General features: G+C 47.2%; 24 protein-coding genes and 1 pseudogene. 18 read left to right on the plus strand and 7 right to left on the minus strand.

The genetic code is table 11. From position 1 onward, the window contains the following. Positions 1-194: 194 nt before the first annotated feature. The gene (gene dnaJ, locus CGRAC_RS08130) at positions 195-1,289 is read right to left on the minus strand and encodes a molecular chaperone DnaJ (RefSeq protein WP_050346333.1); all 1,095 of its coding nucleotides are present in this window, start codon (positions 1,287-1,289) and stop codon (positions 195-197) included. Positions 1,290-1,419: 130 nt separating this feature from the next. Here dnaJ and CGRAC_RS08135 point away from each other — a divergent pair, with 130 nt between their 5' ends. From CGRAC_RS08135 to CGRAC_RS12795, 12 genes are all read left to right on the plus strand, one after another. Further along, positions 1,420-2,091 (plus strand): response regulator transcription factor, encoded by a 672-nt coding sequence (locus tag CGRAC_RS08135; RefSeq protein ID WP_005870149.1) that lies wholly within the window; start codon positions 1,420-1,422, stop codon positions 2,089-2,091. Then, positions 2,088-3,329 (plus strand): ArsS family sensor histidine kinase, encoded by a 1,242-nt coding sequence (locus CGRAC_RS08140; protein WP_040303610.1) that lies wholly within the window; start codon positions 2,088-2,090, stop codon positions 3,327-3,329. Before CGRAC_RS08135 ends, CGRAC_RS08140 begins: the two co-directional genes overlap by 4 nt. After that, positions 3,326-3,895: a recombination mediator RecR gene (recR, locus tag CGRAC_RS08145; RefSeq protein WP_005870153.1), complete on the plus strand. Its 570-nt coding sequence runs from the start codon at positions 3,326-3,328 to the stop codon at positions 3,893-3,895. Before CGRAC_RS08140 ends, recR begins: the two co-directional genes overlap by 4 nt. Positions 3,896-4,013: 118 nt before the next feature. Beyond that, on the plus strand, positions 4,014-4,175 hold the full coding sequence (locus tag CGRAC_RS11990; protein WP_005870155.1) for a hypothetical protein: 162 nt from the start codon (positions 4,014-4,016) through the stop codon (positions 4,173-4,175). Positions 4,176-4,395: 220 nt separating this feature from the next. Further along, complete coding sequence (murC, locus tag CGRAC_RS08150) at positions 4,396-5,703, plus strand: UDP-N-acetylmuramate--L-alanine ligase (RefSeq protein WP_005870158.1); 1,308 nt, start codon at positions 4,396-4,398, stop codon at positions 5,701-5,703. 61 nt (positions 5,704-5,764) lie between these two features. Next, entirely contained in the window at positions 5,765-6,652 is an 888-nt protein-coding gene (locus tag CGRAC_RS08155) for a hypothetical protein (protein ID WP_005870159.1), read from the plus strand. Further along, a complete protein-coding gene (locus tag CGRAC_RS08160; RefSeq protein WP_005870160.1) occupies positions 6,642-8,849 on the plus strand; it encodes an endonuclease MutS2 in 2,208 nt (735 codons plus the stop codon). Before CGRAC_RS08155 ends, CGRAC_RS08160 begins: the two co-directional genes overlap by 11 nt. Before the next feature lie 866 nt (positions 8,850-9,715). After that, entirely contained in the window at positions 9,716-10,435 is a 720-nt protein-coding gene (locus CGRAC_RS08170) for a CorA family divalent cation transporter (RefSeq protein ID WP_005872573.1), read from the plus strand. Between the two features lie 16 nt (positions 10,436-10,451). After that, a complete protein-coding gene (locus CGRAC_RS12560; protein WP_005872576.1) occupies positions 10,452-10,646 on the plus strand; it encodes a hypothetical protein in 195 nt (64 codons plus the stop codon). After that, positions 10,643-10,867: a hypothetical protein gene (locus CGRAC_RS12565; protein ID WP_005872577.1), complete on the plus strand. Its 225-nt coding sequence runs from the start codon at positions 10,643-10,645 to the stop codon at positions 10,865-10,867. Before CGRAC_RS12560 ends, CGRAC_RS12565 begins: the two co-directional genes overlap by 4 nt. Positions 10,868-10,912: 45 nt before the next feature. After that, the gene (locus CGRAC_RS11995) at positions 10,913-11,449 is read left to right on the plus strand and encodes a methylated-DNA--protein-cysteine methyltransferase 1 (RefSeq protein WP_005872578.1); all 537 of its coding nucleotides are present in this window, start codon (positions 10,913-10,915) and stop codon (positions 11,447-11,449) included. Then, complete coding sequence (locus CGRAC_RS12795; protein WP_269464922.1) at positions 11,343-11,855, plus strand: methylated-DNA--[protein]-cysteine S-methyltransferase; 513 nt, start codon at positions 11,343-11,345, stop codon at positions 11,853-11,855. Before CGRAC_RS11995 ends, CGRAC_RS12795 begins: the two co-directional genes overlap by 107 nt. A gap of 694 nt (positions 11,856-12,549) precedes the next feature. On the opposite strand, the gene CGRAC_RS08185 is transcribed toward CGRAC_RS12795, so the two are convergent. Beyond that, on the minus strand, positions 12,550-12,849 hold the full coding sequence (locus tag CGRAC_RS08185; RefSeq protein ID WP_005872582.1) for an MGMT family protein: 300 nt from the start codon (positions 12,847-12,849) through the stop codon (positions 12,550-12,552). A 267-nt stretch (positions 12,850-13,116) separates the two neighbouring features. Here CGRAC_RS08185 and pepE point away from each other — a divergent pair, with 267 nt between their 5' ends. The 6 genes from pepE to CGRAC_RS08205 all read left to right on the plus strand — a co-directional run bounded on the left by pepE (position 13,117) and on the right by CGRAC_RS08205 (position 18,286). Next, on the plus strand, positions 13,117-13,845 hold the full coding sequence (pepE, locus tag CGRAC_RS08190; RefSeq protein WP_005872586.1) for a dipeptidase PepE: 729 nt from the start codon (positions 13,117-13,119) through the stop codon (positions 13,843-13,845). Between the two features lie 334 nt (positions 13,846-14,179). Further along, complete coding sequence (locus tag CGRAC_RS12000) at positions 14,180-14,353, plus strand: hypothetical protein (protein WP_156187204.1); 174 nt, start codon at positions 14,180-14,182, stop codon at positions 14,351-14,353. 453 nt (positions 14,354-14,806) lie between these two features. Then, the gene (locus CGRAC_RS12005; protein WP_005872595.1) at positions 14,807-14,953 is read left to right on the plus strand and encodes a hypothetical protein; all 147 of its coding nucleotides are present in this window, start codon (positions 14,807-14,809) and stop codon (positions 14,951-14,953) included. Between the two features lie 244 nt (positions 14,954-15,197). Next, a complete protein-coding gene (locus tag CGRAC_RS08195; protein ID WP_005872599.1) occupies positions 15,198-15,941 on the plus strand; it encodes a DUF4272 domain-containing protein in 744 nt (247 codons plus the stop codon). Between the two features lie 375 nt (positions 15,942-16,316). Beyond that, entirely contained in the window at positions 16,317-17,720 is a 1,404-nt protein-coding gene (locus CGRAC_RS08200; RefSeq protein ID WP_005872601.1) for an AAA family ATPase, read from the plus strand. Then, positions 17,717-18,286 carry a hypothetical protein gene (locus CGRAC_RS08205; RefSeq protein ID WP_005872603.1) on the plus strand — a complete coding sequence of 190 codons (570 nt, stop codon included), beginning with the start codon at positions 17,717-17,719 and terminating at the stop codon, positions 18,284-18,286. The genes CGRAC_RS08200 and CGRAC_RS08205 overlap by 4 nt, the downstream gene beginning before the upstream one ends. 223 nt (positions 18,287-18,509) lie before the next feature. On the opposite strand, the pseudogene tpx reads toward CGRAC_RS08205, so the two are convergent. From tpx to CGRAC_RS08235, 5 genes and pseudogenes are all read right to left on the minus strand, one after another. Beyond that, positions 18,510-18,890, minus strand: a pseudogene (gene tpx, locus CGRAC_RS08210) (thiol peroxidase); the annotation flags it as partial. A 617-nt stretch (positions 18,891-19,507) separates the two neighbouring features. Beyond that, complete coding sequence (fusA, locus tag CGRAC_RS08220; protein ID WP_005872609.1) at positions 19,508-21,583, minus strand: elongation factor G; 2,076 nt, start codon at positions 21,581-21,583, stop codon at positions 19,508-19,510. A gap of 9 nt (positions 21,584-21,592) precedes the next feature. Next, a complete protein-coding gene (rpsG, locus tag CGRAC_RS08225; protein ID WP_005872611.1) occupies positions 21,593-22,063 on the minus strand; it encodes a 30S ribosomal protein S7 in 471 nt (156 codons plus the stop codon). Between the two features lie 69 nt (positions 22,064-22,132). Continuing rightward, a complete protein-coding gene (gene rpsL, locus CGRAC_RS08230; RefSeq protein ID WP_005872613.1) occupies positions 22,133-22,507 on the minus strand; it encodes a 30S ribosomal protein S12 in 375 nt (124 codons plus the stop codon). An 83-nt stretch (positions 22,508-22,590) separates the two neighbouring features. Then, a complete protein-coding gene (locus CGRAC_RS08235; RefSeq protein WP_005872615.1) occupies positions 22,591-22,980 on the minus strand; it encodes a DoxX family protein in 390 nt (129 codons plus the stop codon). Between the last annotated feature and the right edge of the window lie 30 nt (positions 22,981-23,010).

Genomic DNA, 23,010 nt, shown 5'->3' on the forward strand with positions numbered 1-23,010 from the left:
AACGATAGGCGCCCTGCCGAACGACGGCCGACGAAGATAAAGCAAGCTACGATCAAATGAACGACGCCTAGCGAGCAAGCAAACAAGCAGCAGAGAGGCTAAACAGGCAGCGGTTAAATTTAAAATTCCTCAGCCCGCTAAACTAAAGCTTAAATAATAGCCGCGCAAGACAAATCAAGACAAATCAAGACAGTTTACTTGAAAAAATTCTTGATCTTATCGAGTATCCCCTCGTCGTCTCCGCCCTTGCTGCCGAAGTTTTCTTGAAGCTCGCGCAAAAGTGCCTCCTGCTTCTCGTTCAATTTTTTAGGCGTCTGGACGTTTACCTGCACGATCAGATCGCCGTTTTTCTTGGTGCGGATATTCGGCACGCCCTCGCCGTAGATCGTGAAGCGCTGCTTGTCCTTCGTGCCTACTTTGAGCTTCAGTTCCGCCTTGCCGCGCGGCGTCGGCACCTCGATGCTCTCGCCCAAGATCGCCTGCGTGAAAAACACTGGCACCTCGATATATAGGTCGTCTCCGTCGCGCAGGAAATGGCTGTCTTCCTTCACGCGCACTATCACGTACAGATCACCGATTTCGCCGGTTTTAGAGACGTTGCCCTTGCCGCTTAGGCGCACGCGCTGTCCGTCGTCGATACCTGCGGGGATGTCAAATTTAAGGCTAACGTCCTCTTCGGTAAAGCCCTTACCGCCGCAATCCTTGCATCTATCTTTTACGATCTCGCCCGTGCCGCCGCATTCGGAGCAGCTTTGGATGAAGCTCATATAGCCGCGTCTGACCGCGACGCGCCCCGTGCCGCCGCAAGCGGAGCAGGTATGTCTTTTTTTGTCCTTCGAGCCGGTGGCGTCGCAGGTGGAGCACGGCTTTTTGATTTTGTATTTTATCTCCTTGTGTACGCCCTCTAAGGCCTCTTTAAACTCCAGCGTTACGGCCAGCTCGGTATCTATGCCGTATGGATCGCTGGGACGAGTCGAGCGACCGCCGCCGCCGAATGCCTGCTCGAAAAAATCGCCGAAAATGGAGCCGAAGTCAAATCCTCCGCCGCCCGCGCCGCCATATGCGCCGCTGATGCCCTCTTTGCCGTAGCGATCATACATCCTGCGCTTTTGATCGTCGCTTAAAATTTGATACGCTTCGTTGATCTTTTTAAATTTCTCCTCCGACTCCTTGTCGCCCTGGTTGCGGTCGGGGTGGAATTGCAAAGCGAGCTTTCGAAACGCCTTTTTTATCGTCTCGGCGTCCGCGTCGCGCGCCACGCCTAAAATTTCATAATAATCTTCTTCCACGAAATTCTCCTTAAGCTATAACAAAAGGGGTAATTTTATCTAAATTTAATAAAACGCAAGTTAAGACTTAACTATTTTTATGTATAATGCAATATTTAAAATTTCAAATCAACGATGCAAAGGATAAAAAATGATAAATGTATTGATGATAGAAGACGACAGCGAGTTCGCACAGCTTCTAACCGAATATCTGGCTAAATTTAACATCCAAGTTACAAACTTCGAAGACCCGTATCTGGGCATTAGCGCTGGGATCAAAAACTACGATCTGCTGATTTTGGATCTTACGCTTCCTGGAATGGACGGACTTGAGGTTTGCAAAGAGATTCGCGAGAAATACGACATCCCGATCATCATCAGCTCGGCTAGAAGCGACGTGAGCGATCGCGTAGTGGGCCTTCAGATCGGAGCGGACGATTACCTACCGAAACCTTATGATCCAAAAGAGATGCACGCGCGCATCATGAGCCTCATCCGCCGCTATAAAAAAGCTAGCGAGAAGGAAGAAACCGCCACGGATAGCGTATTTCGTATCGACGACAAGCGCCATGAAATTTACTTCGGCGAGGAATCGCTCGTGCTAACGCCTGCGGAGTATGAAATTTTAGAATACCTCATCAAGCAGCACAGCTTTTCGGTATCCCGCGAGCAGCTCGTATACCATTGCAAGAGCCTAAAAGATAAGGATTCAAAGAGCTTAGATGTCATCATCGGGCGCCTACGCACCAAAATCGGCGACAGCTCCAAAGCGCCTAAGCATATCTTTTCGGTTCGCGGTATCGGCTACAAGCTCATCGGATGAAGCACTCCTTAATCACCAAAATTTCGGTTTTTTTTGTAATCGCGATCATCTTAGTCTGCGTGCTTTTCATCACGTTCGCACGGATGCAGATGAATAGAGCCCTAGGCAGCATGCAGGCTAATCAAATAAACGCGGTCAATAATCTACTTGAGCTATACAAACGTAATGCCCCTCCCAGCGATATTGAGCGCTACTTCTCCAGCTATGGCTTGGAGCTTGTAAAAGACAAAAATATCATCCAAAACATCATCACGAGCGGTAAAATTTTTTTCGTTCAAGACACTTCTATCGGCGAGTTTAGCTCGGTCGAGTATAATAATTCGCTGTTTTTAAATATAAAAAACAACTCTTTCGTCGTGGTTTTCGAAAGCCTTGGCACGAAGAATTTAAACGATCCGCTCTGGGTTGGATTTCTGCTTACGATGGCGGTTTTGATCTCGCTTTATTTATCGATCGTGCGAAGTTTTACGCCGCTAAAAAAACTAAGCAAAAATATCAAAAAATTCGCCCAGGGCAACTTGGACGTAAATTTAGCCGCCACGCATAGCGAGGACGAGATCGGGCAGGTCGCGCAGGAATTTAACAACGCAATCGCTAAAATTCAAGAGCTGATCCGCTCGCGCCAGCTATTTTTACGCACCATCATGCATGAGCTTAAAACCCCGATCGGCAAGGGCAGGCTAATCACCGAAATGCTCGATGACGAAACGCAAAAAGAGCGGCTCGTCAATGTCTTCGAACGGCTTGAAATTTTAATCAACGAGTTTGCCAAAATCGAGCAACTGCTCTCAAAAAGCTACTCGCTAAATTATCAGGATTATCATTTCAGCCTCATTTTAGAACAGGTCAAAGATATGTCGATGCTCGATAATTGGGATGAGCTCATTAGCTCGGATATCAAGTGCGATGCGGTGATAAACGTAGATTTTGGACTATTTGCGCTGGCGATTAAAAATTTAATCGACAATGCCCTAAAATACTCCAGCGATAAAAAAGTCCGCATCATCTGCGACGAAAATAAAGTAAGCGTCGCCAACCGCGGCGCAGCTCTTGCAAAATCATTCGAGCACTACAAGCAGGCCTTTATTAGAAATAAAGACGAGAAAGCCACCGGCATGGGGCTTGGGCTTTACATCATCGATAAAATTTGCGAGCTACACAAATTCCGCTTCGAGTACAATTACAGCGACGGCACGCACTACTTCTCGATCGTCTTTTCGCCGAAGGGCGCCATATGAGCGGCACAGATAGGTTTGAAGAGCTCGTCGCAAGCTTTGAAAAGCTTCCGGGCGTGGGCAAAAAATCCGCCCTGCGCTTTGCCTACTACGTAAGCGTGCAAAATTCCTTCCTAGGGCTAAATTTAGCACACAATATCGAAGAGGCGGTGCGCGGACTGCATAGATGCCGCATCTGCGGTGCGGTATGCGAGGGCGAGATCTGCGAATACTGCGCCGACGACGAGCGCGAGAGCGATAAAATTTGCATCGTCGAAAATCCAAAAGATATCTTTATTTTAGAGAGTAATAAAATTTACAACGGTCGCTACTTCGTGCTAGACGCCGCTGACGAAGATAAAATCGCGGCGCTACGCGAGATGGTGAGCCGAAACGGCGCGCGCGAGCTGATATTTGCGCTGACGCCGGGCATCAACTCAGACGGCATCATGCTTTACGTCGAGGACAAACTCGCGGATCTAAGCTTGAAATTTACCAAGCTCGCTCAGGGCGTGCCTACGGGCGTGAGTTTAGATAACGTCGATATGCTCTCGCTAATAAAGGCTATCAACGGGCGCACCGATATTTAAAATTTCGACGAAATTTTAAATTTAGCGGCTAAATTTAAAGCATAAAGCGGCAAATAGACTTTGCAGCGGAGCCCGAGCGGCAAAATTTCAGACGTTAAATTTAAATAATGGACGTGCGATGAACGCGATGAAATTTACCGAAATTTACGCGGCTTTGGTGCGCGATACGATGCGGCAGGCACGGCGGCGCCTCGCTCGCCGCAAGGCTTTAACGGCGGATTTGAGCCGTAGAATTTTAAGCGCTCCCGTTTCAAAGCGGAGTTTCGAGCGAGGAATTTAAAGCGCTCAAATTTTAAAAGGCGAAATTCTAAACGGCAAATTTCGAGCGCTAAATTTTAAAAGCGGATTTGGAAGTAGCGAGACGGGGCTGCACGACGCTGCGAGCTCGTAAAATTTAAAGGCGAATTTCAAGGCGCCGAATGGTTTAAATTTTTAAATTTCACAGACGCGAGATTTAAAAATTTAAACGTAATTTTCTATTATAATATTTAAGGACAAAGGTGAAAAAGGTTCATTTTATCGGCATCGGCGGCATAGGCATCTCCGCATTAGCGAGATTTTTACACGAGAAAAATTTTATCATTTCGGGTTCGGATATCAAAGAAAGCGAGACGACCTACAAGCTAAGAGCGGACGGCATGGAGATCATCACTCCGCACGACGCTTCGGCGATCAAGGATCAGGAGATCGTCATCTACTCCGCCGCGATCAAAGAGGACAATGTCGAGCTGCAAGCCGCGCGCAAAAAGGGTATCGTCTGTCTCTCGCGCAAGGAGGCCCTGCCCTTCGTGCTAAAAGACAAGCGCGTCTTCGCAGTCGCCGGCGCGCACGGCAAAAGTACCACGAGCGCGATAACCTCGGCGCTGATAAACGGCTCGGTCATCATCGGCGCGATCTCCAAGCAGTTCGGCTCGAACATGAAGTACGAAAACAGCGAAAATATCATCTTTGAAGCCGACGAGAGCGATTCAAGCTTTTTAAATTCCAACCCTTACGTTGCGGTCGTAACCAACGCCGAGCCCGAGCATATGGATCATTACGACAACGATTTGGATAAATTTCACGCGGCGTATCGCGGCTTTTTGGAGCGCGCCAAGATCCGCGTGATAAACGCCGAGGATGAGTTTTTAAGCTCGATAAAGCTCGGCTGTATCAAGCTCTTTCCTTCACGCGACATAACGGATCTGAAGGTGCTGCTGCGCGATCATCAGCCGTTTATGAGCTTTAATCTTAAAGAGCTCGGGCGCTTCGAGGTTTACGGGCTCGGAAGACACATCGCGATTGACGCGTCGCTAGCGATCCTAGCCGCGGCGTGCGAGACGGGACTAGAGCAGATCCGTAAAAATTTGCTAAATTACAAAGGCATAAAAAAGCGCTTCGACATCCTGTGCGCCACCCCAAACTTCGTGCTCATAGACGACTACGGCCATCACCCTACCGAGATCAGAGCGACGCTGCAAAGCGCGCGCGAATACGCTAGCCTGCTTGGGCTTAGCAAGATCACGGCGATCTTTCAGCCGCACCGCTTCAGCAGGCTTAAGGCGAATTTAAACGCTTTTAAGGAGTGCTTTGCGGGCGTGGAGGAGCTAGTTGTACTGCCCGTTTACGCTGCGGGCGAGCCGAGTAACGGCATCGATCTGAAAGAGGAGTTTAAGGGGCTCGGGGCACTTTTTACCGAGCGGGTCTTTAGAAACGGTGAGAAGATAGAATTTAGCGATATTTTCGGCGTCCGCCACATCATAAACGACGGGCTGGTGATCGGATTTGGCGCGGGCGACATCACCTATCAGCTGCGCGGAGAATTTTAAGCTTGAAAACTCTCGCCGAATTTACGAGCCAAACTCCGCCGCGGGCGGACAAGGATAAAATTTGAGATTTTTGGTGTTTATTTTCGCGTTTTTATTTATCGCGGCGATCTTTTTCGTGCGGGACGAAATTTTAAGCAAAAGAGCTAAAATCATCGCCACGGCACTGATCGTGCTGCTGTGCGCGGGGGCGTATCTTTACGAAAGCGTGAGCGAGCACTCCGCCAAGCTTGAGGAGGAGATGGTGTTTAAATTTAATGCAGGCGCCAGATTAAGATGCGGCGGCGCGATAAATTTCGCTTCTGAAGCTCGCGGCTCGGCAAATTCCTCTCCCGAAACACGCGACGCGGATGCGAAAAATTTGGGCGCGCAAGCCGGCGAAGCAAATTTAAACGCGCAGGACAAGGTCACTTCTACCGCACAAAGTTCAACCGCGCAAACGAACGAGCAGGCTTCCGCTGCACAAATAAACGGCGCCGCTTCGGGCGGACAAAATTCCGCACAAAGCCCTACTTTGCAGAATTCCGCAGAGCCTGGACAAAATTTTAAATCTCAAAATTCTACTAAAAATTTAGACGTAGCTTCGCAAAATTCTACGCAGCAGAACGATACGCAGAACCTCGCGCCGCAAAATTCCGCGAGCCAAGGAGGTATGCGAAGCTCTATCTCACAAAATTCCGCGCAACGAGACGACACGCAAATCTCCGATCCGCAAGGCTCCGCGCAGAATTTTAACGCAGCCGAGAAAAATTCTATGCAAGGCTCTACGGCGCAAAATTCTAAAGCTACGCAAAATTTTGCCGCAGACAAAGAGCAAGGCTCCGCGCAGATCGTAACGCGGGAGAGCTTCACCTACTCCTTTTCGCTAGGCGCTTTCATCGCCAAAAAAAGCGCAGGCGCGGAGTTTAGGGGCAAAACCTACAAGATAAAAGAGTGCGTTTATGATCAGTGACGAACTCTTTACGCGCCTCGATCTGAGCGAGTATCTAGCCAAATTTAAAAGCTTTTTGGCGCGCGAAAAGCCACTATTTTTAAGCGGCGATAGTAAGCTAAATTTTGAAAAAATTTCAGAGCTTACGAAATTCGATCTCGCGCAGTGCGAGAGCGTCGCAAACCTAGACGACGCGCTAATGCGTATTTCAAAGCACGGCGTGCTTCATATCAGCGAAATTTACGAGTTTAGCAAGATCGTCCGATATTTTTTGTATCTCAAAAAACAGCCTTTTGAGGGCAAACTCGCTGCTTGGCTTGCAAAGATCGAGATCCCGCAGCCCATCGCGCAACTAAAGGATTATTTCGACGATCAGGGCGGCTTTTGCGACGCGATAGACGAGCGCTTCGGCGCGCTAAACGAGGCGTTTAAGATAAAGCGTGATGAGATCGAGCAGACGCTAAAAAGGCTGATCTATTCCAAAGCCCTTTCGCCGTATCTTGCCGACACGCAGATCCACTACATAAGCGACACCGAGGCCCTGCTGGTGCGCGGCGGCTTTAATCACGTGCTAAAAGGCAGCGTCGTAGCGCGCTCAAGCGGAGGCTATTTTTACGTGCTGCCCGATGCGATCGCGGCTCTGAAGTCCGCTCAAAGCGCGATTTTGGATAAAAAAGAGCAGATCGTATTCGAGCACTGCAAGCAGATTAGCGCGGTTTTTAATAAAAACTTAGCCTTTCTGAAATTTATAAACGCCGCCTTTGATCAGATCGATGCGCTGATTGCGCGCGCCGCGATGGCAAGAGCGAGCGATTATGAGTTCATCTTGCCTGAGCCCTCGCGCGACATCGTCCTAGACAGCTTCGCCCACCCCGCGCTTAAAAATCCAAAGCGCGTGAGCGTGGAGTTTAGCGGCAAAATTCTGCTCATCACCGGCGTGAATGCGGGCGGAAAATCGATGCTTTTAAAAAGCATTCTAAGCGCGGCGCTGCTAGCTAAATACCTCCTTCCGATGCCTATTCGCGCAAGCGGCAGCCGCATCGGCACCTTTAAGGAGTTCGAGCTCATAATGGAGGATCCGCAAAACTCCAAAAACGACATCTCGACCTTTGCGGGCAGGATGGTTGCCTTTAGCAAGCTGTTCGGGCGCAAAGAAATTCTAATCGGCGTCGATGAGATCGAGCTGGGTACCGATTTTGAGGAGGCTGCGAGCCTATACGGCGCAATGATCGAGCAGCTGATAAGCGGCGACGTGAAGATGATCATCACCACGCATCACAAGCGCCTAGCGATGCTGCTGGCGAAAGATCCGCGCGTGGAGCTGCTGGCGGCGCTTTACGACGAGAAAAACAGCGCGCCGAAATATGAGTTTTTAAAGGGCACGATCGGCAAATCCTACGCCTTTGAAACCGCGCTGCGCTACGGCATAGCGCAAAATTTGATCGCTGCAGCGCGCAAAAACTACGGCGAAAACAAAGAAAACCTGAACGAAGCGATCTCAAAAGCGATAAATTTGGAGCTTGAGCTAAAACAAAAACTAGCCCAGACGCAGCAAAAAGAGGAGAAATTAGACGCGCTAAGCGAGGCTCTAAAAGATCAGCGCGAGCGCGCGCAAAGCGAGCTGAAGGCCGAGCTTTCAAGACTGCAAAACGAATACTACCGCGCGATTTCGGAGGCCAAACGTAGCGTGAGCCTAAGCGACGTGCGCGAAAAGCAGCGTGCCATAAACCGCGCAAACGAGCTCGCACGGGCCGTGCAGCAGCCTGAACTCAGCACGCCGGAGCCGCAAAGCTTTAAAGCGGGCGATCGCGTAAAATACGGCAAGATCAAGGGCGAAATTTTATCACTCAGCAAAACCCAGGCGCTGATGCTAAGCGACGGTATCAGGCTACGCGTGCCGCTTGGCGAGCTAAAGCGCAGCGGTGCGGCACCCGCGCCCGCAAAAAACATCAGCATTAAGGTGCAAAAGCCCACCTCCGCGTCGCTCGTGCTCGATCTGCATGGCTTGCGCGCCGAGGAAGCGATCAGCAGGCTTGATAAATTCATCAGCCAAAGCCTCGTGATGGGCTTTGATGAGATCATCGTAAAGCACGGCATCGGCACGGGCAAGCTCGCGTTCGCGGTAAAGGAGTTTTTAAAATCGCACCCGAGCGTCAAGGGCTTTCGCGACGGCACGCCCGCAGAAGGGGGCTTCGGCTCAAAGGTCGTATCGCTTTAGGCTTTGGCCCAAAGGCCTTTTCGCTTCAGACGCGGATGCGAGCAACGCGGAATTCGCTCATTTCATTTATGCTTTGCCGAGGTTTTGCAAAAGCACGGATGCTTTTAACGTAGAATTTCGCCGCGAGATTTTAAATTTTACGCCCGCGAAGCTATAAAGCTTTTAAATTTAAACTTAGGATTTTAAAAATTTAAAACGCAAGAGCTCAATTTGAAATTCTAAAATTTTATGCGGCGCAAGCCGCAATAAAAAGAATTTAACGCGAGCCGCGAGGCTCGCCCCTTGAGCGTGCCAGGGGTTGGGGGATTTTAAGGGGGAAGGGGAGCGCCTCGCAAGTAGCGCCCCTTCCCCCTTAAGAGAAAACGCCGCCACGCCCCAAATTCTAAAGGTAAATTCTACATAGAGAAATTTTAAATTTATTACAAAATGAAATTCCGTTTAAATTTTAGTCCGCGATATGTTTCTCTTGGGGCGGGAAGGGGGCTTGAATTGCGAGGTCACACCTCTCGCAGAGGGTGGCGCTGCCCCGCAGCACCGCATTGCTCTGCTCGCCCCCAAACCCCACCCATCCCCCTACGACGCTTTAAGCGGTGCGGACTACGTCCGCGTTAAATTAGAATTGCGACTGCGTCGCATAAAATTCCACCAATAATAAAATTCTTTCGTGCTTAAAATTTTAAAATTCCAAGCGTAAAAGAATTTTGAAATTCCAAATACGATAAAATTTAAGCGACGGCGGAATTTTAGAATTCCTATTAGCGGCGAAATTTCGGAATTCTTATAGGCAGCGGAATTCCAAAATTCCGTAAATTTGAGCGAAATTCTGAAATTCCGTAAATTTAAACAGATTGAATAAGGAGGCCTCATTGAACCCGATTACCGAAAAGCGCAGCGTTTCGGGCTACTACTACGCCGAAGATCGCGAGTATGTGTATTTCGTGACGGACGCGCCGCGCGAGCAAAACTACCGCTTTATCTTCGACGCGGGCGCGATCTATTTGCAGGAGGGTGCCGCCGAGCCGCGGCTTAGCAGCGAGGCGGAGTTTTTCGCGGTCGTCAAAAAGATCCTAGCACAGTACCGCGATAAAATTTTAGAGCACTCCGCAGAGCTTGAGAATTACGAAAAAATCTACACGCGCCACGGCGATTTTTCAAAATTTATGAAAAGGCATTCGATCCTAAAATACGAAATCCGCAAATTTCAAAACAAAATTTCGCATTTTTACGAGGCGCTGCTCATCTGCGGAAACGAGCAGCCGGCGCTTAAAAAGCGGCTGAAAAACTACGCCTACGAAGCGGGCGTTTTCAAGGGCGTGATGAGCGAATACGCCGTCAGGATCGAGGATATCTATCAATTCATCCAGGGCCTCAAAAATGACAAGATCAGCCGCAACATCTACATTCTCACGATCATCTCGTCGTTGCTGCTGCCGCTAAATTTCATCACGAGCTTTTTTGGGATGAACACGACGGGGCTGTTTTTAAGCGACTCGCAGCATGGCACGCTCATCGTGACGCTTGCGATGTGCGTGATTTTCGTAGTGATGGTCAGCTTTTTTATGCTTTACGTCAAAAAGCGAAACTAAAGCGGAGGGGTTAAATTTGAATAAAAACGAGCTAAAAAACATCCTAGGCGGATACTTCGGAAGGGAGATTGCGGGCGATTTTAGAGTGCTTAAAGAGCATGAGATCGCGCGCTGTAAGACGCGGCGAAATTTCCTTTTGAGGGCGATAGCGAGCTGCTGCGCGAGTTTTGTATCTTTGCAGATAGCGGCACCGGCGATCTGTGGCTCGTGAGCTTTAATAGCGGCAAAATCGCGTTTTACGACCATGATTTGGAGTTTTTGTCCGAGGCGAATTTGGAAAAATTCGATCTAAATCTTGAAGGCTGGCTAAAAATCGCGGAGCTTTTTTGCAAATTTGAAGCCATTAGCAACCCGAGCAGCGCGCAAAAGGCGGAATTTCGGCAAAGCGTAGCCAAAATCTGTCCGCAAATTTTAGAAATTTGGGAAATTTAGGCGCTATTTGCGGCGCCTAAATTTAATCGCAAAACAGGAGCAACGATGAAATTTATCGCATATTACGACTCGCCGCTTGGTAAAATCACGCTCGCGGGCGATGAGGCGGGGCTTTGCGGACTGTGGTTTGAGGGCGAGAAATACTACGCGCATGCTCTCGTGACAAGCAGCGCGAACGGCAAATTCTGCGCGCGCGATATTGCGGCAAAAACAGATGCCGCCGCGAGAAAGGGTTGCTACGAGAAAGGTCGTGCGCTAGAAACGAAAAGCAGCGCGGATAAAAAGCGGGGCGACGATGATCTGCTCGCAAAAGAGCAGCACGCCACGAGCAAAACACAGCGCGATTTTGCGGCGTTGAAAAAGAGCGAAAAGAGTGATATTGCTGCAAAAGCGGAGAGCAGCACGGACGTAAAATTCTACGCGCGCACACTTATAGAGAGCGAAAAATTCTTCACGCGCGATTTTGCGGCTTATGATGCGAGTAAAAAACCTCGCGCGACCAATCTTTCGGCGCAAAGCGCGAGCGAAAAATTCTGCGCAAAACGAGCAAAACGAGCAAAACGAGCAAAGCGGGTACTTTGAGGAGAAAAACCTGGCCGTTTTCGATCAAACTAGGCGCTGGCTCGATCTGTATTTTAGCGGACGCGAGCCGGGTTTTACGCCCGCTCTAAATCCCTCAGGCTCGGCGTTTAGGCGCACCGTGTGGGAAATTTTGCTTAAAATTCCATACGGCAAAACCACGACCTACGGGCAGATCGCACGCGAAATCGACGCGGCACGCGGGCTAGCGAAGATGTCCGCGCAAGCCGTGGGCGGCGCCGTAGGGCACAACGAAATCTCGATCATCATCCCCTGCCACCGCGTCATAGGCGCGCACGGCAACCTCACGGGCTATGCAGGCGGCATCGATAGAAAAATAAAGCTGCTGCAGCCAGGGGGCGTCGATATGCGAGGGCTTTTCACACCCCCAAATAGCACCGCGCCGTAAGAATGCAATTTAAGCGGCCGGTAGCGCGCGCAACGCCCAAAAATAGCTAGCCGGATAGCAAAGCTGCGCAAGATGGGGCCTGCCGCCAAAGGGACGATAAGCGTTGCGATCCGTATCGCTAAATAAGCCTAGCTACGCCGCCGAAACGGCGTCCCGTGGGAAGCTCGAATCGGCGCACCGCAAAAAGTCCCGCACCGATGCGCTCAAAGAGCGGATTGAGTAAATTTTAAAATTTCGCCGCTTTTTCTCCACCTCCCGCACAAGCCGCATCGATTTAAAATTTTAACGCGCCGAGGACGGATAGATCAGCCGCTGCAAAATTTACGATAGCCAAAATCTACAAGCGGCGCCGAAACTGGCGCAACAAAGCCCGCGGCGAAAAAACTAATAGGCGGCGTCGCGCCTGCTTCGTAAAACTGCGGCGGGCTGATTGCCGAGGAGCCTGCTTGAAGTAGCGTTTTAAACCGCCGCGCAAAAAAGATGAAATTCTATCTTTTCCGCATGATGATTTACGCCGCATCTACAAGCAAATAAAGCTCGTAGACTCTTGACAGTCGGTGGCGCTGCCGCTACGCCGCTTAAACCTGCGCGGATCTAAAATTTTATAAATTAAAATTCCATGTCGCGGACAATTTAAAATTTCGCGCTTCAAACGATCCGTAAATTCCGTGCTTCAGGCTGCGGCGATTAGACCTTAGCACTCCCAGCGGTGCTTTTTCATACGGACGCGCCTGCCTCTAAATTCCACGCCTTCGGCCTCTAGCAGTTCGCGCTGAGCCGCAAAGCTCGCCGCCAAGGCGCCCGCGTGATAAAGGGCGCGGTGGCACGGGTAGTCGCCGTAGAGCTCTGCTTGCGAGAGCACGCGCCCCACGAGCCGCGAGCAAGCGGGCAGCCCGATCAGGCGCGCGATCTGTCCGTAGCTAGCGACCCTGCCCGCGGGGATCTCCTCTACGACCGATAAAATTTCATAGATCAAATTTTGCGTCAAAACCATGGCGAGATTATACTCTTTCGCGTTTAAATTTGGGCGAAAATTCGCTAAATTTAACCTCGTGTCGGCACCATGAATTTCATTAAATTTAGCCGCGTTTTTAAATTTTACGACGCGGCGCCTCGCCGAATTTGAAATTTAGTAGTTTTAAAATTTTACCTTGCCGAGGCCTGCGTGCAAGCGAAATTTAAACCGAATATTCAGCCCCTCTTTATATGTAAAGGAATATAATTTCAAAACAGATATCAACTTTGATTTAAAGGAGAAAAGATGCAAAATCAAAGACGAAACCTACTAAAGGTAGCCGCTTTGGCGGCTGGCGCTGCGATGCTCAGCACGAGCGAACTAGCTGCGAGTGAAAAGGCGTTTAAGCTCTCTAAGCGCGATCATAGCAAGCAAAGAGCGCTGCTGCTCTCAAGCTCGGGCTACAAGGACACGAAGTATCTATCGCACGCGGTGTCGTGGATCGGTAAATTCGCGAAGGAAAACAACCTCGCGGGCAAAAAGATCGTTTTCATCCCTTACGCGAGCCTACGCAGGAGCTACGACGAATATGAAAAGCGCGTCAAAGAGGCGCTTGCGAGCTTAAACTTAAATATCGTCGGCGTTCACCACGCTAAAAACGCCGCGAAGGAAGTCGCGAGCGCGGATTGCATATTCGTAGGCGGCGGCAACACCTTCAAGCTCGTGCACGATATGTACGAAAACGAGCTCATCGCGCTAATCAGCAAAATGGTCGAGGACGGCACGCCGTATATCGGCTGGAGCGCGGGCTCGAATGTCGCGGGCGCTACAATGATGACGACGAACGATATGCCGATCATCGAGCCTGAGTCGTTTAATACCTTCAATATTTCCCCGCATCAGATCAATCCGCACTTCATCTCGGGCAAGCCTGCGGGGCACAACGGCGAGAGCAGAGAGGAGAGACTGGAGGAATTTTTGATCGCTAATCAAAAATCGACCGTTTATGCGATGCCGGAGGGTACGGCGTTTTGACTTGAAGGCGATAAGGCGACCGTGCTTGGACCTGCTGCGGTGCTAAAGATGAATTATAAACAAAAGGTTAAGTTGATCGAGCCGGGCAGCTCGTTTAAGTATTGATCGCACCCGCTCAAATTTAACCGAAAGGTGCGCCCTATGGCACTGCTCGTTTGAATGCGCGAATCGGCTAAATTTTAATTACGGCGCTCGGCTAAATTCGGGCGCCGCTTTTAAATTTACGCGGCAAAGCGCGCTTTGCTTATGCGGACGCGCGATCAAAATATAAGTATCTTTAAAGCGGCGCGCGATCACCCAAGCCATAAAGAGTAAAATTTAAAACGCAGATAAAATGCCCCACGTCCACCTTCTTATGCCGCTCGGCGATTTTATTCCGTATATCGCAGACATCCTTGCAGGCTGCGGCGGGACGGTATATTTGCAAAAAAGAAGCGGTAGCGCTTATGGCGCCGCCAAAATCTATTCGAGTAACCGCCGAAACTTAACCAATCAAGGCAAAGCTTAAAATTTTTTATCTCGCTGGAATCGCCGCAAGAGTCCGAACTGCCCGTAAGGATATTTTACGACGATATGTATCGAAGCATCATCGAAGGCGCGGGCGAGCAGAGACGCAAGAAGCTATAGAGATGACCGCGCTGCGGCTCGTCGCAAAAAATCCGGGCGCGGCTACTTGGGAAAATTTTCTACGCGATCAAAAATAAACTCAAAACGACGAAGCGATCGGTCGCGGGCTTAGCTGCGGCGCTTCTTTTTACAAAGATTATTTTTACGCGAAGCGCTGCGTGGACGGTAAAATTTTGAAATTTGATCTAAACAACGACAAACTGCCGAATATTACGACGCCGTAAACGGGCGACATCGCTAGCGCGAGCAAAAAGCGGCGTCTACGCAAAAACACTACATTCGAATCACGCGCGCTTTTAGAATTTAATCGTTTTCCCGTTTAAACGGCTTGATTATGCAAGAAAAGGTGGCATCGCTCGCACAAGGGCGTCCATATAAGCAAAAAATCACTCCGCCGCATCGTAAGCCGCACGATCTCAAAGCCGCCTTCGCCGCCGCTAGTTTGCGCCGCTTGCCGCAGACGGCTCGCAAAGGGCTATAAATTTCAAACGCCTGCAAATTTAAGCGTTTAGCCGCTATGAACGTATCCACTCAGACGCCACATTAGGCTTCATTGCAGGCATGGACAAGCCCACGCGCGCTGCATAAATTCGTAGCGCAGCGTGAAATTTCCGTCCGATTTGCAAAGCTCCGCTTGAACTTAAATTTAAAAATCCGCGTCGTCGTCGTAAGCTGAAATTTTGCGCGATTGTTTTAAAATGCGTTTAAAATTTTAAGGAGAGCTCGTGACGTTTTCAGATTTTTTCAAAAAAGGCGGTAAAAATAGCGCAAATGCCGCAAAGATCGGCAAGACCGCGCAAGAGCGCAAGGATATAAGCATCGAAATTTTAAAATCGCAGGGCGTGCCGTATACCCTCCATCTACCGCTGCGGTACGAGACGGACGAGGTCACTCCGCGCGAAAAGGACGAAGTCATCGCCCGCGCGATCTGCTCGTACGCGGCGATAATGTGCGCCTGCTCGATCAGAGACGAGGGCAAACTCGCGGATGAGGATAGGCAGGGCGTGCAGGGCTTTCTTACGAACCGCTACGGCTGCATAGACAAGCTCACGCGCATAGAGCGCCGCGTCACGCAGGGCGAGGCAAGCCGCGACGAGGCTGGAAATATGGGCTGGAAATACGAGTCGCTATGGGCGCTGATGTGGGCCATGGGGCTCGTGGAGAAGCTAAGATTTCCGAGCGAGATCTGCGACTGCGCCTTTGTGATGGACACCTTTAGCGGCGGCGATTTTTCGGCGCGCGTAAAGCTGCGGGGCACGGATGAAATCCTGCAGGCGCTCGATCTCATCTACCGCTACCACTGGGCGTGCGTCAATGCTCGCGTGCACGGCTCAGACAGCGCGGGGCTAGACGAAGAGGTCGTGATGGAGAGGCGCGGCGGGCTGGAGTGGCTGTGCTGCAAGGGGGCGGAGAACGATAATCTGACGGATGAATATAATGCGTGGGATTATCCGGACTTGAATACTTAGCAACCCCTTTTTCCTTTATACATCGTTAGAAATTTCGCCGAATTTTAATTGCGTATTAAACACTAGACTTATGACAAGCGGAGTTTTGCGACTTCATAAAATGAAAAAATTTTATGGTTCGGCGCCACTAATCTTTGTGTTTTTCTTGTGTTGACGGAACACAAAGGCGCAGGAGGGGGCAGATAAAAACTATGGCATTTCTAATTCTTGCCCAGAGCGCAGTTTTAAATCAAATAAATTTTTAATGATAATGGTGTAGAATTTGCAAACGGCAAAATAACGAGAAAAGACGATACGTATACAAAAAAATTTCCTAAACTCAGCAATTTAATTTGGTAAAAAAATTAGCTATAATATGCAAATAAAGGATATATAATGAAAATAAGCTTAAAAAATGTTGGGATGCTAGATGAAGCAAATTTTGAGGTAGGCGGACTAACTATAATATGCGGTGAAAATAATACCGGCAAAACTTATGCCACATATAGTCTGTATGGGTATTTGGATTTCATAAGAAATAATAGATATTTTTGGAATTTTTATAGAAATTTAGCTGAAAAGTATGTAAATGATATAGAAGTCGACGGTTTAGATATAAAAATATTTACTGATAAATTTATAGAGATTTTAACCGACTTCTCAAATTTTATATTTAAGCTTTACAGAGATGCATTGGTGGAAATTTTAGCTGGCAAAGATGGCGACTTTGATAAAGTAATTTTTGAAGATGATATTATAAGAAACCTTATAAACTTTCTAAAAAGCGAGAATTTTGAATATATAAAAGAATATTTTTCTTTATCTAATATATTTAGTCTATCGCAAATAGATGACGACATACTTTTATTTACACTAAAAAGAGATATTGGACATGATATAGAAATGGGTATTATATCCGCAATATTTAACTATATTTGCATATTATCTTATCCTAATTCTTTTATAATAAGTGCCGAAAGAACTGGCGCTTCCATGTTTCAAAAAGAGTTAGATGTAAATAAAAATGAGATTGTAGAACAAATTTCTATGGCAGATACTAAAGATATGACACATGCCGTAATAGAACTATTACAAAAAAGGTATTCGCGCTATCCAAAACCAGTTAAAGATAATATATATTTTATTAGAGATTTGGGGGAGGTTGCAAAAAAGAAAAGCTTTATTGTAGAAGATAAGAATGAATTGAACGCTGAAATTTTAGGACTTCTTTTTAAAATAGTAGGCGGAAAATATATAGTAAGTGATGAGGGAATAGAATTTGCACCAGGCGCTAAGCAAAGAATAACAAAAGGTAAATTTGCTATACAAAGGGCTTCAAGTTCTGTTAGATCACTTTTAATGCTTAATTATTATATTTTACACCGGGTGTCTAAAAATGATATTTTGATGATAGACGAACCAGAGCTAAATTTACATCCAAATAATCAAATTTTAATTGGACGCTTAATAGCCTTACTAGTAAATGCTGGAATAAAGGTATTTATTACAACTCATAGTGATTATATAGTGCGAGAGATAAGTAATTGTATAATATTAAATAATTTAGAAAATGAGAAAATTATAAAATTTAAGAAAAACGGCTACTCAAAGGAGTATAAATTAGATAGTAAAAAAGTAAGAGCATATTTGGCAAAAAATACAAAAGGTAAAAATACGCTAAATCCAGTAAAAATAAACGAACGCGGAATTTTTATGGAAACATTTGATGATCCAATAGATATACAAAATGAAAATCAGGAGTTGATTTTTACAGAGTTTTTAAATAGTAGTAAAAAATGACAAATAAAATTTTAAAAAATCTTAGAAATTCTATTGATAGTGATTTAAGAATTTTGCCTAGTAGAACTTTATTTTCTATCATTGAAGATAGAAGAGAGAGTCTTATTAAAAGGATTAATTTTAAATTTACCAATCAAGACGATATTTTAATAATAAGACAAAAGGAAAATATCCATACGATTAAGTTTTTTGAAGATAAAAATTTTGCCACCAATAAACATTGTGATTTTATAGTTTTAATTGTCGTAAGCAACGAACTAAAAATATATTTTTGTGAAATTAAATCAAGCGATAAAAAAATTGACGAAGCCAATATGCAAATAAAATCATCGAAATTATTTCTAAAATATCTTTTTAGCTGCTATGGAGAATATTTTAACAACGAGTATTTTGTCACTATAAATATAGATAATATTTCAAAAAAATACTATATCTACCCTAAAATAAATATATCAAGCAAGAAAAGAGTATGTGCTGATTTTTTGGATATGCTACCAAAACAAATTAAAATAGATAGTAACGGAACTACAGATACTATAGATGGCTATCAATTCTTTGAAGACTAACTGCGAAAAAGTTAATCAATAAACTATCCTAAATAAATTTAAGCAACTATTGCAAAAGAGCATACCGAATGTGATATAAATTTATAAATTGATTGGGGATGAAATTTTAAAATTCTATTGCGAACTGCGCAAGAAATATCGCAAACGCGATCCGCCGAAATTTCAGACGCTACCTGCTAAATTTCAAGGCGCCGTGGAATTTCAAAATTTAAAGTTGCGGGCGAGCAAGACGCCCGTCTGCGATCAGCACGCCGTATGCGCGCGCAAACTCCTTATCGCGAAAATCGCTTAGGGCGCGTAAATTTTTGATCCCCTCGGTCGAGCAAAATCTGCCCGCGGCAAACGGCAAGTCCATCGAGACCACGAAAACCTCGGTATTTTTTATACTCGCGGCGCGCTCGTTAAATTTGTGCGTCTCGGTCGCGCACACGTCCGTATCCAGGGACGGCACGGCGATGATGACCCGCGCCTTGCCCGTGCCGCCGCTGACTTTGACCTCGCTAAGATCGGCTGCGACCAGACTAACCTCTGGCGCCTTATTTCCAAGCTTAAGCTCGCCGCCAGACAGGCCGACGCTTACGCCTTGCAATTTGGTTTGTTGCATGATTTTCCTTTGTTTTAAAATGTCTGAAACGGGCGCATCATAGCCCGCGAAAGCAAACGCCTGCTAAATCCGAAAATGGGCAAGCTCGAGCGTTAGCTCGGCCGATATGAGTGGCGCGTAGATCGCTCTGCGAAGATGAAATTTTACGGCACAAAGCGGCGGCGCAATTAAAGTACCCGAGAATACCGCGACTTAGCATAAAGCACTGATGATCGCGACCCGATATAGGTCTATGATAGTTGCGCTCCGCCTTAAGGCTGTGCCGAAGATAAAATTTCGCCCCGTTTGCGGCGATTTTGTCCATGAATATAAATCAAAGCGATAACGCTGTATGCACGCTTTCTCTGTGAAAGAATAGATCTCTAGCAAAACGATAGGCGCGGCATCATGAGCGCATTTTAAGTTATGTTTTGAATTTTTAAATTTAATTGAAATTTTTTGATCTAAATTTACGATCGGCAAGAGTTAAACTTATTGGGTTGAAATTTTATTTGAAGCTAGAGTGTGAGTTAAAATTTCGGCTCGTGAAGTAGGTTAAATTTAAGTGCTGTTTTAAAATTTAAAAAAGCGCCGGGGTTGGCGATAAAGTTATCGCCGCACCCTAGCGCTCGTTAAGCTTAGCCGTTGCGCTTTTTGATGATCTCTTCGCCGACATTCTTAGGAACCTCGTCGTAGTGATCAAATTCCATCGAATAGGTCGCGCGACCCTGCGTCTGAGAGCGTAGATCGGTCGAGTAACCAAACATCTCCGAAAGTGGGCAAAATGCGTCGATGATCTTATTGCCGCCACGTTCGCTCATATTATTGACCTGTCCGCGGCGCTTGTTTAGATCGCCGATGACGTCGCCCATATACTCCTCGGGAGTTTCTACCTCGACTTTCATCATAGGCTCCAAGATCACGGCACCCGCTTTTCTAGCACCCTCTTTAAAGCCCATAGAAGCGGCGAGTTTGAACGCCATTTCGGAGCTATCGACTTCGTGGTAGCTTCCGTCATAGACCGTTACGCGCACATCCTCGACCGGATAGCCCGCCAAAACGCCATTTTGCATCGCCTCTTGGCAGCCTTTGTCGACTGCGGGGATGTATTCTTTCGGAATCGCGCCGCCTTTGATATCGTTTACGAACTCATATCCGGTGCCAGGCTCCAAAGGCTCTAGGCGCAAAAATACGTGACCGTATTGACCGCGACCGCCCGATTGTTTGGCGTATTTGTACTCTTGCTCGACCGTTTTGCGGATAGTCTCGCGATATGCGACCTGCGGCTGTCCAACCTCGGCCTCGACTTTAAATTCTCTAAGCATTCTATCTACGATGATCTCTAGGTGCAATTCGCCCATTCCCGAAATGATCGTCTGTCCGCTCTCTTCGTCGGTCGCAACCCTAAAGCTCGGATCTTCTTGCGCCAATTTTTGAAGCGCGATACCCATTTTTTCTTGATCGGCTTTGGTTTTAGGCTCCACTGCTACGCTAATAACCGGATCAGGAAATTCCATACGCTCTAAAATTACTTTATCTTTTTCGCTAGCTAGAGTATCGCCCGTAAGAGTGTCTTTAAGACCCACAACGGCGCCGATCTCGCCCGCATATAGCTCTTTGATCTCTTCGCGTTTATTCGAGTGCATCCTTAGCAAGCGTCCGATGCGCTCTTTCTTACCCTTGCCGGTATTTACGACGTAGCTGCCGCTTTCCAAAACACCGCGATATACGCGCACGAAGGTAAGCTGTCCTACGAACGGATCGGTCATAATCTTAAATCCAAGACCCGCGAACTCGCCCTCGTCGGTAGAGCTTACGTGAACCTCGCTACCGTCCTCATACTGGCCCTTAATCGCAGGCACTTCATCAGGCGCAGGTAGATAATCTACGACCGCATCTAGCAAAGGCTGCACGCCTTTATTTTTAAACGCGGTGCCGCATAGCATAGGAAAAAAGCTTAGGCTTAAGCAGCCTTTCTTGATGCCCTTTTTAATCTCTTCTACGCTTAGCTCTTCACCGTTAAAATATTTCTCCATCAAAGCTTCATCAGTCTCTGCTACCGCCTCAATCATCTTGTCGCGATACTCCTGCGCTTTTTCTCGTAATTCAGCAGGAATTTCAACGATCTCGGGAGCAGAAGGACCCTTGCTATCATCCCAAACGAGCGCTTTCATAGTGACTAAATCGATAACGCCTTTAAAATCGTCCTCAGCGCCAATCGGAATTTGAATCGGAACCGGATGAGCTTTGAGCCTATCTTTGACCTGCTGTTCGACATTATAAAAATTTGCGCCTACGCGGTCCATCTTATTTACGAAAATGATACGCGGAACATGGTATTTATTCGCTTGACGCCAAACGGTCTCGCTTTGAGGCTGAACGCCGCCTACAGAGCAAAATACTGCTACCGCACCATCTAAAACGCGCATCGAGCGCTCGACTTCGATAGTAAAGTCAACGTGGCCCGGGGTGTCGATCAAATTTATCTGATGATTATTCCAAAAGCATGTGGTAGCGGCAGATGTGATCGTGATGCCGCGCTCGCGCTCTTGCTCCATCCAGTCCATAGTAGCGGCGCCCTCGTGAACCTCGCCAATCTTATGGCTCATACCGGTAAAAAATAGAATTCTTTCGCTTGTAGTCGTCTTTCCGGCGTCGATGTGAGCGGCAATTCCGATATTTCTAACCATATGTAAAGGGGTTTTTCTTGCCATGACGCCCTCCTACCAACGATAATGCGCAAAAGCTTTGTTGGCTTCTGCCATCTTGTAGGTATCTTCTTTCTTTTTAAATGAAGAGCCTTTAGAATTTGCGGCGTCCATAAGCTCGTAAGCCAGGCGCTCTATCATCGTGCGCTCGCTTCTTTTTCTTGCAAAAGAGATGATCCAGCGAATAGCCAAAGCCTGCTGTCGAGCTGGCCTGACCTCGATCGGAACCTGATAAGTTGCACCGCCTACACGACGAGATTTTACCTCCATCAAGGGTTTAACATTATCGATGGCATCGTTAAAAACCTCGATACCTTTCTTCTCGCCGCCTTTATTGTCGATGAAATTTAAGGCGCCGTACATAATCTCGGTAGCGACGCTCTTTTTGCCGTCGAACATAAGCGAATTAATAAATTTTGTGATTACTTTGCTGTCATAAATCGGATCAGGCATAACTTCCCTAACGGGAGCTTTTCTTCTTCTCATTTTATTCCTTCAAATTTTAAAATTTTACTCAAACTCGGCAAAATCTAGTGCCGGTCTGTTTAGGCCAAACTATTTTTTAGGTCGTTTAGCACCGTATTTTGATCTTGCAACGGTTCGTTTCGCAACGCCTGCAGTATCGAGCGCACCGCGGACGATGTGATATTTAACGCCCGGTAGGTCCTTTACGCGACCGCCGCGAACTAGCACGATGGAGTGCTCTTGTAGATTGTGACCTTCACCGCCGATATAGCTGATGACTTCAAATCCACTAGTAAGCCTTACTTTGGCAACTTTACGAAGCGCAGAGTTTGGCTTTTTAGGGGTCGTGGTGTAGACCTTAGTGCAAACTCCTCTTCGTTGAGGGCAATTCTTTAGCGCCGGAGACTTCGATTTCTCGGTAATCTTCTTGCGCTCTTTTCTGACCAATTGATTTATGGTTGGCACATCTTTCCTTTCACAAAAATTTATTCAAAAAGATTTGGATTATACTTTGTTTAAACTTACAGAAACGTAAATTTAACTAAATTTTAATCTCTAATCAGTACAAACTCTCCGCCGCCGCAGATCACTAAGCAGATCGCAGCAGAAAGATACAGATATACGATTTCCAGCTCAAATCCGCCCACGCCGGTAAGCGCGCTCAACGGAGTGTGTAGGACATATATTATCATGAGCACATTTGCGATCACAAGCAGAGCGCCTATGCGGCAAAATACGCCTATGATTATCATCGCTGGCGCCAGCACCTCGCCTACGTATGCGCCGTAAGCCACTAAATCCGGAATTCCTCTGGCTACCAGCATCGATTTTACGCCGTCTATGCCGTGAGTAAGTTTAAAAATTCCGTGCATTAAAAGACAAACTCCAAGCCCCAACCTGATAAACAACAGACCGAAATTTATGTTGATCATATTCATGTTTCATCCTTTAAATTTAGGGCTTTTTGC

Source organism: Campylobacter gracilis (assembly GCF_001190745.1).
Lineage (GTDB): Bacteria > Campylobacterota > Campylobacteria > Campylobacterales > Campylobacteraceae > Campylobacter_B > Campylobacter_B gracilis.

Coding starts and splice junctions, on each gene's coding strand:
- CGRAC_RS08160 (WP_005870160.1), top strand. CDS start 6,642: ATGATCAGTGACGAACTCTTTACGCGCCTCGATCTGAGCGAGTATCTA.
- CGRAC_RS08135 (WP_005870149.1), top strand. CDS start 1,420: ATGATAAATGTATTGATGATAGAAGACGACAGCGAGTTCGCACAGCTT.
- CGRAC_RS11990 (WP_005870155.1), top strand. CDS start 4,014: ATGAACGCGATGAAATTTACCGAAATTTACGCGGCTTTGGTGCGCGAT.
- CGRAC_RS08235 (WP_005872615.1), bottom strand. CDS start 22,980: ATGAATATGATCAACATAAATTTCGGTCTGTTGTTTATCAGGTTGGGG.
- pepE (WP_005872586.1), top strand. CDS start 13,117: ATGCAAAATCAAAGACGAAACCTACTAAAGGTAGCCGCTTTGGCGGCT.
- CGRAC_RS12795 (WP_269464922.1), top strand. CDS start 11,343: ATGCGAGTAAAAAACCTCGCGCGACCAATCTTTCGGCGCAAAGCGCGA.
- recR (WP_005870153.1), top strand. CDS start 3,326: ATGAGCGGCACAGATAGGTTTGAAGAGCTCGTCGCAAGCTTTGAAAAG.
- CGRAC_RS08185 (WP_005872582.1), bottom strand. CDS start 12,849: ATGGTTTTGACGCAAAATTTGATCTATGAAATTTTATCGGTCGTAGAG.
- CGRAC_RS12000 (WP_156187204.1), top strand. CDS start 14,180: ATGCCCCACGTCCACCTTCTTATGCCGCTCGGCGATTTTATTCCGTAT.
- CGRAC_RS08200 (WP_005872601.1), top strand. CDS start 16,317: ATGAAAATAAGCTTAAAAAATGTTGGGATGCTAGATGAAGCAAATTTT.
- CGRAC_RS12005 (WP_005872595.1), top strand. CDS start 14,807: ATGCAAGAAAAGGTGGCATCGCTCGCACAAGGGCGTCCATATAAGCAA.
- CGRAC_RS11995 (WP_005872578.1), top strand. CDS start 10,913: ATGAAATTTATCGCATATTACGACTCGCCGCTTGGTAAAATCACGCTC.
- rpsG (WP_005872611.1), bottom strand. CDS start 22,063: ATGAGAAGAAGAAAAGCTCCCGTTAGGGAAGTTATGCCTGATCCGATT.
- CGRAC_RS08140 (WP_040303610.1), top strand. CDS start 2,088: ATGAAGCACTCCTTAATCACCAAAATTTCGGTTTTTTTTGTAATCGCG.
- CGRAC_RS08205 (WP_005872603.1), top strand. CDS start 17,717: ATGACAAATAAAATTTTAAAAAATCTTAGAAATTCTATTGATAGTGAT.
- fusA (WP_005872609.1), bottom strand. CDS start 21,583: ATGGCAAGAAAAACCCCTTTACATATGGTTAGAAATATCGGAATTGCC.